Below are 14375 nucleotides of genomic sequence, written 5' to 3' on the forward strand. Positions count from 1 at the left end.
TCTTTCAATGCTCGAAGCCCTCAATAAACTAAAAGCCGTACCTGGTGAGGCATTTCTAGTGCTTGCTCTGTTTGCCGGAGCGACCATTCACGCGATTCGGCAAAAACAAATACCGGTCGCCGAGGGGCTGACCGGGGCCATCGTCTCGTTTACGTCGGGGTTCTTCGGATTTAAAATACTGGGTGCCCTCTTTCCCGCCTTCTTTGTCCTTGACGACGTGTGGATGTTTGGCTTTCCCATTGCCTACGGAGCCAACTACTGGCTCGGCGGCATGGACACGGTGGGCGAGCAGATCCGCGACAAGCCCGTCCAGACCATTGTGTCGTGGCTGGGCATCATCGCGGACGAAGCCCTCAGCAAGTACGATAAGATTGCTACCTATTTCAAATCAAAACCAAACGCCTAAAATCAAATGGAAAATACCGCAATTCTTCAACTCGGATTACTCGTCGCGACGGGCTCGTTTTTAGCCACTTGTTTTACAACTCACGCCGCGAGCAAGGCGTATAACGGCATTCTGTATGCCCTCACCTTTTCGACGTTTCTAAGCCTAGTTTGCGTCCGCTATGTGCCGTATGTTCAATGGCAGACCAATAGCCTCGGCCTGACGTTTATTCTGCTGTCCATATCGGGCGGCTTTGAGGCTTATGCCGATTTCGTAAAACCCGAAACCAACCGGGTCAAGACCGGCACCCGGCTCGCCTACCTATTCGGCGCGATTCTGCTATTTACACTCATCATCTGGTCGTTTGATAACTACCGGAGCCAAAAGGCCGAAAAGGTCATCGAGAAAGTATCGACTAAGATGGATACCATCGCCGTTGGTCAGAAGCAGAACAAGGCCAAAATCAGCAAGATCGAAACTAAGCTCGATACCCTGGCCAAAAGCGATACGATGCTCGCCAAAACGGTCGAGGCAACCAAATCGGAACTCTGGCAAAAAAGCGACCAGGGGGCGAGCGAGATCCGCGACGGGCTGTCGACGCTGAGTCTCCAGCAACACCGGATGAATACGAACCTGCAAAAACAGAAACAGAAAGCCCCATGAGCAAGCAAGCCAAACTCCTATTATGGATCGTCTCGGGCCTGTTGTTCGTAGCCGGTAGCCTGCTTCATTCGATGGCCAGAGCGCAAACCTATTGCGATACGCTCGCCCACGACAACGTGATTTTAAACCGGCTGGTCAATGAGCAGGATGCCCTGCTCGCGGCCCGTAGCGAGACAATCAAAACGCTGAAAGTACGTGTGTCGCTGGCCGACTCGTCGAGTGAGGCCATCCGCACCCAGGCGAACAAAACGATTGTGTCACTCACCGAGCAGCGCAATACGGCGACGGCGCGGGCCGATAAAGCCGAGGCCAAAGTAGCGGCCGTTGATGGCAAACAGCCTAAAACGTGGGCGGGCAGGCAACTCCGTAAGGCCCGAGATGGTCTGGCCGTCCTTGGAGCCGTTGCAGCCGCCTATATCACCCTAAACATTATCCTCTAATGGCTAATTTTTTGATTGCGTTTGCCTATACGATGGGCAACGAGGGCGGTTTAGCCAATCATCCGTCAGATAAGGGCGGATTGACCTACAAGGGTATTACGAGCCGCGATTGGCCAAATTGGCCCGGATGGATACAGGTTAGAAATGCGATGCGTCAGTCTGGCGATACGGACGTTATAAATCGAATTCTAGCCGCCGACGTAGCCTTGCAGGACAACGTTAAAAAGTTCTACAAACTAAACTACTGGGACGTCAATAAGCTCGACCAGTTCAACGATCAGGCGATTGCAACGGAGCTATTCGATACGGCCGTCAACTGTGGAGAGAATACGGCTGCTATCATGTTACAAAAGAGTCTCAACAAACTAAATAAGGTCGGGCGGCTATATCCAAACATTGCCGTCGATGGGATTGTCGGGCCTCAAACGCTTGCGCTCACCAACGGGCATCCGCAACCCAAAGCGTTACTGAAGACGCTTAACGGGTATCAGTTTAAGCATTACGAAAAAATTGCAGATGAGGACGAGTCCCAGGAGGTATTCTTTTATGCCTGGCTCTCAAGAGTCGTCATGGCGGCATAAGTTGTTTTATTGGGTTTACTGGAAGACGAAAAGTCCGGCCCTTTGATGAGGCCGGACTTTTTATTTTATCCAGCAAAGCAATATGTACCGTTCCCCAATATTTGGCCAAGTAAACCCCAAGTTAATAAGCTAACAATCAGCAAATTATATTTTGCTCTAAAATGATTAGGGGTTTTATTTGATAACATGACATTGCAGAGTCTACAGGAATGGGTATTTTTGACAGTCTTGATATTACTCAGGACATATCGTTCTCTAATTTGATGGAATCAAAACGAAGAAGGCGAAGCTATGTGCTTCGCCCCTCCAGAAGACGATCTTTTGGAACGCCCCCGACAACTAATGCAAATCCCCGCGACCCTGGTAAGTTTAAGGATTATGCGATTAGGTTTTTTTTGATCTTATTCGATTATTGGCTGAATCACAGCGATAAGGAATAAGAAATACGGTGTACTAAGCCCTGTGTTTCTCGTAAATACGGGGCTTTTTTATGGCCTCACCCTATAAACTTTTACAAAAGTACTTCCTTCAATCAAAAATACATCACAATTGTAGCACAATTGTAGCACAATTATGCCACAATTAATGCACATTTATTCCACACGTTGAGAGTCGCACAAGTACCTTTGCCCTATGCATGACTGGTATAACAACTCCAATAGTTTCATTTACCTGAGGGTGGGTAAGACCTTTTTTCGTCGTACAACGGGCGTTGGCTGGGCAATCATAACCGAGCAACAGGCCGACGAGGCTATCAGGCAATGGGATATACTACACGAAAAGCAGCGCGAAACCTATTTACCCCAACTTCAGGCGCAGGGATTAATCAGATAGACTCAATCGGATTGACCCCAACCAGTTCGGCCAGTTGATTGATTTATAGGCTTATTGCAATAGCAAAACGCCCAGCCTTTGATGAGGCTGGGCGTTTCTGTGAAATTTTGAATTATAATCCTGCAGGTCTCGTTTTATAGGTCTAACACAAAACGTAAACACGAATTAGGATGGCAGACTTTACAGAAGTAAATGAAAATTTGAAGAATATATTCCGCAAGCTTGATGAAACTGAAGAGCGTCTCTGGTATAGTCGCAGCTATCTTTCAGAATTAAGAGAATTGACCAGTGAGAATAAAGAGCTACTTGGCTCAATTTTAGAGCAATTGACAAGGCAGACGGAATTGCTTGAAATAATTGCAGGAAATACCAAACGAGGTTAGTTAAGTAAAATGAGCCCAGCCACAATGACTGGGCTCATTTTTATTCGGCCTTGACTTAACCTTCAATCGGATTAATCCCAAACACCTCGACAACCGGCTGTCCGCCGACGACGCGCAAAAAGATTATACCGCCGTTTTTGCGTACCTCCTCGCGACCCTCTCTATTAAGTTGCCAGGCCGACGTAACGGTAAACGTTGACCTACCGTTGATCACTGTCTCAGCTCTGTGCGTGGGTAGATCGTAACAGGCTTCGTGCGTGTAGACAGCATTTTGGCCCTCGAATTCGACTGGATCGGCCCAGAGTATCTCACAAGGCGGCTGACCGCCAACGGCCCGAAAAAAGACGATGCCGGTTTCGTTGAAAAACTCCAGTTCTTTTTCGCTCAACTGCCAGCCCGAAATAACCTCAATCGTGTCTTGCTGGCCGAGCTTGGTTTCACGAATCCAGACGGGGTATTCGACGCCGTGCTGATCAAACAAGGTTGTATTGACTTCCTGAAAATTTGCGTGTTTGGCCATGTTAGTAGCGTTTATCGGTCCAGTGGATTAGGCGAAGGGGTAATCCGTGTTTGCCGTCTTTCTCGGCCTCTTGAACTAAGGGAACAAACCAGTTGTAAAAGTCTTCCACCGTATCAAATCCGTCATTTATGGCAAGCTCTTTTATGTCAGGTGGATATAGATATGTATCGTCGATAGAGATTTCTAGGCGGACTTGACCCATGCTCATAAAAACTCGCTGAGTGCTTTTGCATGTGTCGTTTTTAAACTGGCTATACTGCTTCGTCCGGACACCGGTTGCAAATTCAATGTGTCGACCGGCTCTCCAGCGCTGGTTTTTGTCTTCCCGCAGCGTGTGGATTTTCTGTCCGCTGTTGATCTTCTCAACGAAGCCGGTCGGTCTGCCCTTATGGGTCGTTCTGAATCCAAGTATCATGCGTTGGGCTATTTAAGGTTTCTGAGTTCGTTCTCCCAAAAGGCTACCGTCTGCTTATGCAGGCTCTCTAAAATGCCGACCGCTTCGCGTTCCGATAGCGCGGCCACGTCGTCGCGAAACAGGACGAGCAACTGACCACAAGCGCCGTAAAACGCCTGCTTGAGTTGTCGTTTCTGTTCTTCGTGCATCGTAGCCTCGTCGAGTTTAATGCGCTTCAGGTACAGCGCGTACTGATAATCGAGGTTAAATTTTGGGTTTTTTGGCATATGCGTTGTTGATCCATTCGCTGGACCTGGCGGGTTAGGCTCCTGATCAGGAGCGTTGTTTTTGATTGCGACGAAATACCCAGAAATAGGAATGAAACTTGCGGGCGTGGTTTTGCTTATGCACCTGGCCACGAAAGCGGTTACGGGCAAACAGGATGAACAGATCGACCGCTTTAAAGCCTGCATCCTTGGCCAGAGACAATACCTCGTCGTGGATAAAGTAATTACTCCGGCCGTGTACGAAGTCCTGACATTTGAAGACCACGATTCCGCGTGGTTTAACCACGCGGGCAAACTCGACGAGAGACTTTCTGTAATGCTCCCTCAGCTCGGTAATAGTCCGGTAGCCGCCGTACTTCTGGCTCATTACGTACTCTTCAGACTCCTTGTGATTGGACACCACAAAGGGCGGATCAAACATCAACGATTTGATACTCCGATCACCCAGCGGCAAGGCCCGAGAATCTCCGATCACGGCTTCGGGTTTTTTGGGCGCGATGTCAAAGCAGTAGCGAGGGCGGGCAATGGCCTTATAAAACTCGCCGTAGCCGTAGGTCGCGTCGCAGTCGAATGTGTTGCCGGCAACATATAGCGTCAGAATCGACTGTAGAATCTCGTCCTGATCGAAAGCGATGGACTTGATTTCGGGCGCAATCTGTAGCTGCTGACCGGGCCGGGTAGGTTTGGGTTTTCTCTCGACGAGCGGAGCAATGGGATGGTTAAACAGGTCGGTCATGCTGGTACGGTGTTTACAGGCATTTCATCATAGGTACGTCCATTGAGTAGCCGACCAGCGGCTTTCTTATTCGTACCGCCCCACTGTTTAAAGAAAAAAGCCACGCCGGCCGCTTCGCATTGCTGACGAATATCGTCTACCCACTCCGGCCGGATAGGGCGCGGCTTTAGGCCACTTTCACCACCGACGATGACCCAGTCAATGCCCGCAAGATTGAGGTTTGGCAGTGGCCCTAAAAGCGGCTCCAGTGAGAGAAACTTAATCTTTGCGCCGGTAGTCCGTAAAGCATCAATGCGGTCAAGGTGCTTGTCACTTTCGACCGATACGCCCATCCACACGTTATCCGGCCAAAAAAGTAGTTGGCCATCCGTTTTGAGCCGGTCAGCCCGCTTGGTTAGTACCTGAAACGTATGCCAACGGGCGAACGTCATTACCCGAAACACATCCACGATGTAAGCCAGCGGCAAATCTTCGTGAAACAGATCGCTCATGGAGTTGACAAAATAGGTCGTTGGCGTTTTTCGCTTGAGCGGCAAATCCAGATGGTCGCGGTAGGGGAGTACCGTTTTAAAGTCGGCTTTATACTTCTCAAAGCCGGTAACCTTACCCATCCCCTGTAAACGTTTGTGCATAATTTCGGCATAGCAAAACTTACAGCCCTGTGATATTTTGGTACAGCCTACGGTTGGGTTCCAGGTCTGCTGAGTCCATTCAATAGATGATTCGGCCATTATTTCCGTTTTTTGGATTTATCGGGTTTCGCTTCGATTTCGATTGGTGGTTTGATGCCCAGTAGTTCGCGCACGGCCTCGGTTCTGATGCTCCGTTCATGTTCGGTCATATCCGGATACGGGCTTTTATCGGTCAGTGTGCAGTAGATAATGTGTAGCTGACCGATGCTGTAAAAGCTCGACAGAAAGGCTTTGAGGTTTTCTTTATCGGCGAGCGGTACGCTGTGGTGTGGCTTGGTCATAGCGGGCAGTGGGTAGAGACTGACCAGGCGAAAAACACCTGGTCAGTGCTGAATCAGTGCATTCACATTAGTATCGTTAGGCGTCGACCGGGTCGCCGTTGTGTTTTCGGAAAGTGATCGTGACGCTCTTTTTTGTTCGACGGGCATCAGTTTTGGCGGTCGATCCCTCCTGATTGGCCTTACCGTCCGTATCGAACATTTCGGTCTGATTGTAGTCAGGACTGTGTTTATGGGCAAGTTTGAGCCGTTCCATCCGGTTATGCCAATCGCCTTGCCACAATTCATTGTGCGGATGCCAGACGGCCAGTATCTCGGTTTTTTTGATTTCGTTAACGTGTATTTTTTCAGCGCTTCCGTGATACTTTAATGCCCGTTCGATAGCCTGCTCCGGATCTCTTGCCGGTATCAAATACAAATCCTTATCGTCACCCCACTTGATACCGATTCGGTAAAATGGGTCAGTTAGCCATTCGTCCGTTGTTCCTGAATAGAAAACGACAGCCGAGAAGGGGGCCTTGTTGATTGCGTCGACGTCAGGGTCTTTAATGCGACTTTTCAGGTGTTCGTAACATTGCAATTCAACGTCGCCAAAGTTGACGGCTTCATATAAATAGAGTTCCGAAATCATCTTCCGCTTTTCGTTGGCCTCGATTTCGTATTTGACTTTCGATTGGTACCAGGTAAGCATAATTGACAGGGGTTTACAGTTGAAAATTGGGGTTACAGATTCAGAAAAGCGGCCCGTATCGCGTCGCGAACGTCCTGATTAATCCGGGCACTGACGCCGGTATAGAGTTGGCACATTTGAGCGTCCCATTTATCGACTTTGGGGTGATACAGATTGACGGTATAGCCGTTGGCTCTCAGGACGTGGATAATGGCGAAGCCCGCGCCGAAGTTGGTGCCCACGTCGACACCTCGTTGAAACATATAGCCCTCGCGAGCCGCTGCACTCCATTTCTCGAAGTCTTTGGGCAGGCTTTCTTTTTTGCGCTTGTGCATGCCCTTATTGAGCCAGCCAGCCTCAACGAAGAATTCGCTATCTTCCTTATCTAGCTCAAAGCAGGCTTCCTGTAACGAAGTGAAGTCGAACGCGACGTGCATGACGAACCGGCCGAGTTGGCGGTCATAAACAGCGTAACCCGAATCGTTTTTGTCGGGATCTATGCCGATCACGTAGCGACGCTTTTTGCGGTTTATAGGCATTTGGTAGCTCATTGGTCGGTTTCGTCTTGAGGTTCACTACTTGTTTTGCTGGCGAAATACTGCTCCTTGAAATTGTGGTAGTTATGCCGCTCCCGTCGCTCCTGTTGGTCCTCCAGTCGTTTCTGAGTCTCTCTTTTCTGCTGGAGTGTGGGTTCGCCGTCCGCGAAACGCTGATAGCTTTGCCGAACCGCTTCGACCGAGAGCCGGTTGTCGTTTTCGTTCTGATGCTGCTCCTCGCTCCGTCCACGTTCACAAAGGGCAAGTCGCTCGGTCGTATCGTAAGCCAGTAGCCAGCCTTCCAGAATTTCCAGATCAAGCCGGTTGTACACTTTCCCATAGCGGCCGGAGCGGCCCTGGTCGAACGCATAGGCGATTTCCTCGGGTTTGAAATACCAGAAGGACTTAGTAATGTGCCGGGCGGCATCGAGCATTTGGCCCGCACTCATCCGGGGCACATTCAATGCGTCGTTGGTTAGGCCGATCAGCACGATCAGCGCTTTGAGCAAAACAACCTCTTCCGTTTTGCAAATGACTGAAAGCTGAGTACCATGTTTGAGGACATGAGGTAGTCCGTTGGCTGTAATGCCAGCCAGGCCAATACCAACGGCCATAATGTGACCGGCCCGAACCTGCTGGAGATGGGCAACCTCGTCGGGCTGACGTTGCGCGAGGGCCGTCCCGATCTTATCGTCCGTTGAGACCACCCGCTTTAGCAAGGGCATCAACGAGATTGAAGGCTGTTTCGTAGTCTGCACTTCCGTAGCGGTTGGCGTGGGCTGAACCGGTATAGCCGTTTGGGTTGGTTGCAGGTTGGTTTCCATGTTGAGGTTGATTTTCTAAGGCTTTTTTGATGTCACGTTCATTCCAGGAATTGAGTCGTATTTCGATGTCCCACTGATTTTGGGTTCGCCATTTTTCGACGCCGATCTGAACCGGGTCGCCTTTCTGGTTTTTGCTCGTCCAGTACCGCAGGAAAGGCAGGTAGATGTGCAGCGGGAACTGATCGGGGAACTGGGTGTAGTAGGTGACCACATCGGCCTGCAACACGCCGTCGCCGTAGACTTTCCCGGCTGGTATGGGTATCGGTTTTGGGGAAGGGGGGCGGGCGGAACTGGGGGTTAGGGCCTGCCCTTTTTTTTCTTCTAATTCGACAAAACAGTCATTCGCGGCCACGTCGTTTTCCGCGTTTAAGTTTTCTAAAGTTTTATAAGGTTTTGTATCCTTATATAGACTATCAGGAATTTCCTTATACCCTCCAAGGATTTGACTTATACCCTCTAAGGAATTTCCTTGTAGCTCACCGGGACTATAAGGAAATTCCTTAGAGGGGCTATCAGGAATTTCCTTATAGTCGTCAGCAGGCGCAGATTTGGACCGTTTACTATCCGTTTTTTCCTTATACCTATCCGCCCTTTCCTTATAGGGTGTAAGGAATTTCCTTATAGGGGTAATCTCCCGTTTGTTGCCTTTTTTCTGGTTTGGGTCAGAGGTCAAAAGGCCACTTTTAGCCAGCGCCTTAACCAGATCCGTGACGCTTTGCGGATGAATACAAACCGCGCTGGCGAGTTCAGGATTGGAGTCACGACATACACCATCCGCAGCGATACCGGCCCGGTAACAGATGCGGGCAAATAGCATCTTCTCAACGGGTGTCCGCTTGAGTTCCATGATGTCGGGACTAATCCAAAGAGAATCCATAAATCAAGTAGTAGGCTTCAGTAATCGTTAGAGCATCGCGGCCGCGATGAGCAGTAGAGCGACGCCAGCGACGCAGAACAGGCCGAGCGTGAGTATGACACCCACTTCTGGGCCGGGTTCGTGTTTAGGAATGTGCATAGGGGTAGGGGTTAAAAGGGTGTTTCACGGCTGGGTCCGTCAAAACTCCAGTCGGGCCGTTCTCTGTCCAGATCGAGCCGAGCCGCCAGCGAGGCCATAGCGTCGTGATAGGCGTAGCAGTGCAGTAGCGTCTGATTGTCCGCGTTCGTCGTCCGCAGGAGCGCCAGTTCGAGCCGAAAGCGGTAAAAAGCCCAGTCGCGCCGGTTATGCGTCGACTGCTTGAAATCATCCTGGTAGATCGTTTCGGCGCGTTTGCGGGCTTCGTTGTACAGGGCAAGGCCGGTTAGTTTGCGCTCGAACATCCTGACATCAAATCCGGCCAAGCGTAGTTCTAAGTCGAATTGATTGTGTTCGAGATTGTCGAGCCAGCCTTTGGGTAATTCGTGCCAGAAAAGTTCGATAAACTGGTGAGCCTCGCGTCTGGCCAGGGCGTGGAGCGTCTTCATGCTGGGCTGGTCGCGATAAGGCCGAAGGCAAGCAGCACGAGGACCGTGATGACAAAAAGAATACCGGCAACCTCAGCCCTCCGATTACGGATCGCTTGCCACTCGATACGAATCCAGCGCCGTAAACGGTACACCCAGACCGGCCAGTCGAGCGGACGGGGGAACTGCTCGCGAAAAAAGACGCCCAGTTGATAGCGGTACCGAATGATGTTGAGGAGAATTAAAAGCAGAGAGACAGCAGCCCAAAATTTCAGCATTACCATGACGAAAAGGAGTTAGCCCGGCTCATCGCCGGGCGGTGAGGATTAGGACGCGATGAGGTGATTGATTTCGCCGAGGAGCAGGAATACGATGGAGTCGATTGACATTCTCGACCGAACGCCGACACTAATCGTGTGAGGCTCATACTTGGGGCTCCATCCGTCCTCGTCGTGTTCATGGCCGGCAACGACCTGGACTTTGTACTCCAGCGCCCGGTAGCCGCGCTTGCGGTTATCGTCGATAAACTCGATGCTTTTGCAGCCGTAGGGCCGGGCCGCTTCGAGGGCTTCGTCGAGGGGTGAGAAATCCCGCTCCAGATCCATTTCGAAGAGCGTAGGGGCTTGGGGAGTCGTTAAAACTTGCATAATTTTACGTGGTTGAATTTTGATAGGCCCCGTTCTTGCTTCCCGGCAGCGGGGCCTGTTTTGTTTAACGATTCAAATGTAACAAATGTTATTCAAATACATAACAAATGTTATAAAAAAAGGCAAAAATTTTTAGCATCAATCGACTACTGCTTGAGCAACCAGCGCTGATCGGACCTGTTTCTCGATTTTTCGCGCATTGAGTACCTCGACCACGGCATCCCAGACCGGCTCATAGTAAAATTGTCCCGTTACAACTTGCGATACATAGTTATCAGATTTAACAATTCCACGCCGATTTAACACCGCCTGAACTTCCTTCATATACGTAGAAGCACGAATTTTGCCGCTTAATAGCTTTATATCGCCTTCTGCGTACTTAATTGTTGCGGGCTTTTTCATATTTCCGTTATATTTGTTTAATGTTTGTTTTGCCTATGTTAATAGTATTAATGATGCAAATATAACAAATGTTATCAAAATGCAAGGGAAATGTTATATAAAATCATACGTATATGGAAAAAAAGCCAAATGAAGAAAAAGAGCGGCAACGGCAACGGTTTGTTGAGTTTCTTGGCATAAAACCCGATCTGACCGAAATAGCAGAACGGACGGGCATTCTCCGGCAGACACTGTATTATCTGACCAAGGGAGGGCGAAATTCATCCGTCACCGCTGAGATACATCGCAAAATGTCGGCTGCTTATCCTGACTATGATATGGATTGGGTGATGTCTGGCGTTCGCCGGGCGAAATCGAGGCCAGTGGCCGTTACGGCTGGCGAGGAGCGTGCCCCCGATTACCCAGCTCATACGGAGTCGCCGGTATCGACTAGCGAAACCAAGTTATTAGAGGTTGAGAATGCCGGGCTAAAGAGGGAAAACGAATTGCTCCGTCAGACGGTCGAGATATTGCGAAGCATGGTAGGCGACCAACTCAAAAAGGATATGGAGGGGTCAAAAAGTGAGTCCGTTAACGATCCCACTCGGGGCAAGCAGTTAGCTATTGGATTAAACTGGGGAATCAAAAAAGTCGAAAATTCGATGATAAAAATTCCCTTTACCAGCGTTCGGCCGATGAGCCGCACCTGGCCTTATCCAATGCGACGTCAGCCCTAAGCGTTAACGGTCAGATTAGGCAATTGGCCTGATTCGTGGAAGAAAATAGGGGGTTTTGCACACACTTTCGCGCACACCCCGAATGTTAGTAAAAAGGGGCTTTGATAATCAGGAATTAACGATTGTTTTTTGTTCCCGTATCGGTCACTGTCCAATGACTAAAAAGCCCACCTGAAAAGGTGGGCTTTTTTTATGCCTGAAATTTATTTTTTATAACTCACACGGTACACAATACCGTTATTGTCGTCGGAGAATAGGAGGGACCCATCCGGCATGGTGGTGATGCCCACTGGGCGGCCAAACTGAGCCTGATTATTGTCGACCACAAAACCGGTTACCAGATTGTCGATTCGAACGGGTTTCCCTCCCTCAAAATGTACCCGCACGACGTTATACCCGGAGGGCTGGCTGCGATTCCAGGAGCCGCGCATCGTAGCGAAGGCGTCGTTCTGGTACTCAGCCGGGAAACCGCTGGCAGCACTGGCGCTTGCTGTGTAAAAGACCATACCCAGAGGGGCCGCATGCGCATCGTACTGCAACACAGGGAGCGTAGTTTTTGCCAGGATTTGCGCGTAGGTTGTATCGCCCATCGGTCTGGGATGAGGATTGTAGTTTCCATCGCCATATATGTAAGGCCAGCCATAGAATGCGCCGTCCTTGATAATATTTAGTTCTTCTTTCTGCTGCTCGTCGCCCAGCCAGTCAATGCCGTGATCGAAACCATAGAGCTCTTTCGTTTCTGGGTGCCAACCGAAGCCAATGGTATTGCGTAACCCCTTAGCGAAAATCCGGCGGCCGGTTCCATCTGGATTAGCCCGTAAGATGGTCGCATTTTCTGGATTCGAGTCGGCGCAGGCATTGCAGGTACTTCCTACCGTAATGTACATAAAGCCATCTGGTCCAAAAGCAATTGTGCGATTCGGGTGTTGACCGGCGTCTGGTAAATTGCCAATTAGTTGTTGAGGGGTTCCCAGCGTACCATCGGCATTGATAGTGGCCGAGTACACTTCGTGAATGGCCACCAAGTACATTTTGCCGGAATAAATGGTCAGACCATGCACATCTTTGATGGTTGCCACCACTTGTTTCTGGTCTGCCTGTCCATCGTTATTGGTGTCACGAAGTAAGGTAACGGTCCCCGCTTCGCGGCTTGTTACATACACATTTCCGGTTTCACTGACGGTTAACATTCGGGGTTTGCCAAGCTGGTCGGCAAACTTAGCGATACTGAAACCAGCCGGTAGCTTGAGTTGCGCGATGCGTGCATCAGTGGCCTGCACCAGAGCCGGTTCAAAAACATTACCCTGTACCTGGGCGGTGGTAGGTTGTTGATTCGTTTCCGGAATCTGAGCATCGTACACCTCATCTTTACTGCAGGAAATTAGTAGTGTGGTAGCGACTAGCCCCGACAGAATCAGTGGTTTGACTACGTTTTTCATGTTGACGTTGGTTTTCATTAACGTTGAATTTTGTATTGGTTTTCAAGAAATACGGATGAGCCCGTCTTCATTAAAAAGCAATTAATATCTTCAGAACAGGAAAAGGCTGTTCATGTTCAAGCCTTCATCTGAAAACCAAAGCACTGTCTCAGACGAGATTGAGTTGCGAAAACGGGAATTTGGACTAATACTCTACAAAATCTGTGGAAAAACATATCCACTATTATTCATACAAGATAGCTAACCTCCACACTATCAGCACATGGCATGGTTTTGGTTCACTTGGTGATCGAATTCAACGTTTAAATCTTTAACTAACAGATAACATGGCTTCTTTAGGAACTCAAATCGCCAATTTTTTTAGTGGTAGTGATAATGACACACGGGAAGGTCTGAATGGTCTTTTTATCAATGAACTGCGCGGCATTTATTACGCCGAAAAACAAGCTGTCGACGCGCTTGGTGAGCAAGCTGACGCATCAACTACAGATGAAGTAAGAAATGCGTTTCTTCAGCATCAGGAAGAAACCCGAGGTCAGGTTGCCCGTCTGGAAGATGTGTTCCGGAGTGTCGGTGCTGACGTCGATGACAAGACATGTGCGGCAATAGATGGCCTGGTCGATGACGCGCAAACGGTAGTGGCGAACACTGAGTCGGGTTCACTGACGCGTGATGCAGGTTTGATCATAGCCGGACAGAAAATCGAGCACCACGAAATTGCTGCTTACGGATCGGCCGTAACGCTGGCTAAAGTATTAGGCTATTCGGATGCTGCTCGCCTGTTGCAGCAAACGCTCGAAGAAGAGAAGAATACTGACCGCAAGCTAACGCAGTTGGCTGAGTCGTTTATTAACCAGCGGGCTGCTTCGGAAGATGACAATTCGTCTAACTCCGGCTCAACACAGTACGCTGATCAGTACAACACATCCGTCAATGCTGACGGTACCCGCTATAGTGATAATACGACATCTGCGGGATATGGTTCAACAACATCAGGAACAGGATATACCTCGTCAGACGATAGTCTGCTAGGCGGTTCCCGTTCGCTGTAAGATCGAATAGAACACAGAAAAGCGGCATACCAGAACGTGGTATGCCGCTTTTCTGTGTTCTATTCGATCAAATCATGTTCCTATAACAGCCAAGGTCTGTGAGGACACAGACCTTGGAGTTACTAAATGCTCTTTGTCAAGCGTGAACTAACTATTGATGGCAGGGTCGGTCCATTCAGGATCGGGCTCTGTACCGTCATTGTTGCCTAAGGTATCGCCATTGCCATAATTGGAGCGATCGACTTCCATGTTTGGACTACCTGATGCCGCTCCTGTTCCATCATTTCCCGTGGCGGCTTCCTCCTCATCGGTCGGTGTGGTTGGGGGAGCGTTCACATCCCCCGCCAGATCGGCCGGGTTGTAATCCTGATTGATCAAAATGCTGTCGTCCGGCGTTTGGGCGGTTCCGCCAGTTGTCGACCCAATCGTTGAATCCTGATTCATGTTTTCCATAAG

Annotated in this window: 24 protein-coding genes; 8 read left to right on the forward strand and 16 right to left on the reverse strand. The window is 49.6% G+C overall.

Going from position 1 to position 14375, the window contains the following annotated elements:
* The first annotated feature begins 7 nt into the window (after positions 1–7).
* The 6 genes from SD10_RS09120 to SD10_RS09145 all read left to right on the forward strand — a co-directional run bounded on the left by SD10_RS09120 (position 8) and on the right by SD10_RS09145 (position 3286).
* Positions 8–406, forward strand: coding sequence for a hypothetical protein (locus SD10_RS09120; protein WP_046573521.1), 399 nt, complete (start codon positions 8–10; stop codon positions 404–406).
* 6 nt (positions 407–412) lie between these two features.
* On the forward strand, positions 413–1048 hold the full coding sequence (locus SD10_RS09125) for a hypothetical protein (protein ID WP_046573522.1): 636 nt from the start codon (positions 413–415) through the stop codon (positions 1046–1048).
* Positions 1045–1488 carry a hypothetical protein gene (locus SD10_RS09130; protein ID WP_046573523.1) on the forward strand — a complete coding sequence of 148 codons (444 nt, stop codon included), beginning with the start codon at positions 1045–1047 and terminating at the stop codon, positions 1486–1488. Before SD10_RS09125 ends, SD10_RS09130 begins: the two co-directional genes overlap by 4 nt.
* Positions 1488–2069 (forward strand): glycoside hydrolase family 108 protein, encoded by a 582-nt coding sequence (locus SD10_RS09135; protein ID WP_046573524.1) that lies wholly within the window; start codon positions 1488–1490, stop codon positions 2067–2069. Before SD10_RS09130 ends, SD10_RS09135 begins: the two co-directional genes overlap by 1 nt.
* A gap of 633 nt (positions 2070–2702) precedes the next feature.
* Positions 2703–2903: a hypothetical protein gene (locus tag SD10_RS09140; protein WP_046573525.1), complete on the forward strand. Its 201-nt coding sequence runs from the start codon at positions 2703–2705 to the stop codon at positions 2901–2903.
* A 170-nt stretch (positions 2904–3073) separates the two neighbouring features.
* Entirely contained in the window at positions 3074–3286 is a 213-nt protein-coding gene (locus tag SD10_RS09145; protein ID WP_046573526.1) for a hypothetical protein, read from the forward strand.
* Positions 3287–3341: 55 nt separating this feature from the next.
* Here SD10_RS09145 and SD10_RS09150 read toward each other — a convergent pair whose 3' ends face one another.
* From SD10_RS09150 to SD10_RS09215, 14 genes are all read right to left on the reverse strand, one after another.
* On the reverse strand, positions 3342–3806 hold the full coding sequence (locus tag SD10_RS09150) for a hypothetical protein (RefSeq protein ID WP_046573527.1): 465 nt from the start codon (positions 3804–3806) through the stop codon (positions 3342–3344).
* Between the two features lies 1 nt (position 3807).
* A complete protein-coding gene (locus SD10_RS09155; RefSeq protein WP_046573528.1) occupies positions 3808–4221 on the reverse strand; it encodes a hypothetical protein in 414 nt (137 codons plus the stop codon).
* 8 nt (positions 4222–4229) lie between these two features.
* Entirely contained in the window at positions 4230–4487 is a 258-nt protein-coding gene (locus SD10_RS09160; protein WP_046573529.1) for a hypothetical protein, read from the reverse strand.
* Between the two features lie 46 nt (positions 4488–4533).
* On the reverse strand, positions 4534–5223 hold the full coding sequence (locus SD10_RS09165; RefSeq protein ID WP_046573530.1) for a class I SAM-dependent methyltransferase: 690 nt from the start codon (positions 5221–5223) through the stop codon (positions 4534–4536).
* Positions 5220–5954: a DUF5131 family protein gene (locus tag SD10_RS09170; protein WP_046573531.1), complete on the reverse strand. Its 735-nt coding sequence runs from the start codon at positions 5952–5954 to the stop codon at positions 5220–5222. The genes SD10_RS09165 and SD10_RS09170 overlap by 4 nt, the downstream gene beginning before the upstream one ends.
* Positions 5954–6196, reverse strand: coding sequence for a hypothetical protein (locus SD10_RS09175; RefSeq protein ID WP_046573532.1), 243 nt, complete (start codon positions 6194–6196; stop codon positions 5954–5956). Before SD10_RS09175 ends, SD10_RS09170 begins: the two co-directional genes overlap by 1 nt.
* Positions 6197–6272: 76 nt before the next feature.
* Entirely contained in the window at positions 6273–6884 is a 612-nt protein-coding gene (locus SD10_RS09180) for a DUF4494 family protein (RefSeq protein WP_046573533.1), read from the reverse strand.
* Between the two features lie 32 nt (positions 6885–6916).
* Positions 6917–7402, reverse strand: a complete 486-nt coding sequence (locus SD10_RS09185) for a hypothetical protein (RefSeq protein ID WP_148562412.1) — start codon at positions 7400–7402, stop codon at positions 6917–6919.
* A gap of 8 nt (positions 7403–7410) precedes the next feature.
* The gene (locus SD10_RS29640) at positions 7411–8124 is read right to left on the reverse strand and encodes a hypothetical protein (protein ID WP_046573535.1); all 714 of its coding nucleotides are present in this window, start codon (positions 8122–8124) and stop codon (positions 7411–7413) included.
* Entirely contained in the window at positions 8087–9100 is a 1014-nt protein-coding gene (locus tag SD10_RS09195; RefSeq protein ID WP_046573536.1) for a helix-turn-helix domain-containing protein, read from the reverse strand. Before SD10_RS09195 ends, SD10_RS29640 begins: the two co-directional genes overlap by 38 nt.
* A gap of 149 nt (positions 9101–9249) precedes the next feature.
* The gene (locus SD10_RS09200; protein ID WP_046573537.1) at positions 9250–9684 is read right to left on the reverse strand and encodes a hypothetical protein; all 435 of its coding nucleotides are present in this window, start codon (positions 9682–9684) and stop codon (positions 9250–9252) included.
* Positions 9681–9947 (reverse strand): hypothetical protein, encoded by a 267-nt coding sequence (locus SD10_RS09205; protein ID WP_046573538.1) that lies wholly within the window; start codon positions 9945–9947, stop codon positions 9681–9683. Before SD10_RS09205 ends, SD10_RS09200 begins: the two co-directional genes overlap by 4 nt.
* A gap of 42 nt (positions 9948–9989) precedes the next feature.
* Positions 9990–10310, reverse strand: coding sequence for a hypothetical protein (locus SD10_RS09210; RefSeq protein ID WP_046573539.1), 321 nt, complete (start codon positions 10308–10310; stop codon positions 9990–9992).
* Positions 10311–10448: 138 nt separating this feature from the next.
* Positions 10449–10712, reverse strand: coding sequence for a hypothetical protein (locus tag SD10_RS09215; protein ID WP_046573540.1), 264 nt, complete (start codon positions 10710–10712; stop codon positions 10449–10451).
* 113 nt (positions 10713–10825) lie between these two features.
* Between SD10_RS09215 and SD10_RS09220 the strand changes: the two genes are divergently transcribed.
* Positions 10826–11428, forward strand: a complete 603-nt coding sequence (locus SD10_RS09220; protein WP_046573541.1) for a hypothetical protein — start codon at positions 10826–10828, stop codon at positions 11426–11428.
* Between the two features lie 203 nt (positions 11429–11631).
* On the opposite strand, the gene SD10_RS09225 is transcribed toward SD10_RS09220, so the two are convergent.
* Entirely contained in the window at positions 11632–12867 is a 1236-nt protein-coding gene (locus SD10_RS09225) for a PQQ-dependent sugar dehydrogenase (RefSeq protein ID WP_046579279.1), read from the reverse strand.
* Between the two features lie 326 nt (positions 12868–13193).
* Here SD10_RS09225 and SD10_RS09230 point away from each other — a divergent pair, with 326 nt between their 5' ends.
* On the forward strand, positions 13194–13919 hold the full coding sequence (locus SD10_RS09230) for a YciE/YciF ferroxidase family protein (protein ID WP_046573542.1): 726 nt from the start codon (positions 13194–13196) through the stop codon (positions 13917–13919).
* 147 nt (positions 13920–14066) lie between these two features.
* Here the strand turns inward: SD10_RS09230 and SD10_RS09235 are convergent, their stop codons facing one another.
* Positions 14067–14372 carry a hypothetical protein gene (locus tag SD10_RS09235; protein ID WP_046573543.1) on the reverse strand — a complete coding sequence of 102 codons (306 nt, stop codon included), beginning with the start codon at positions 14370–14372 and terminating at the stop codon, positions 14067–14069.
* Between the last annotated feature and the right edge of the window lie 3 nt (positions 14373–14375).

It is taken from the genome of Spirosoma radiotolerans, from assembly GCF_000974425.1.
Classification (GTDB): Bacteria; Bacteroidota; Bacteroidia; order Cytophagales; family Spirosomataceae; genus Spirosoma; species Spirosoma radiotolerans.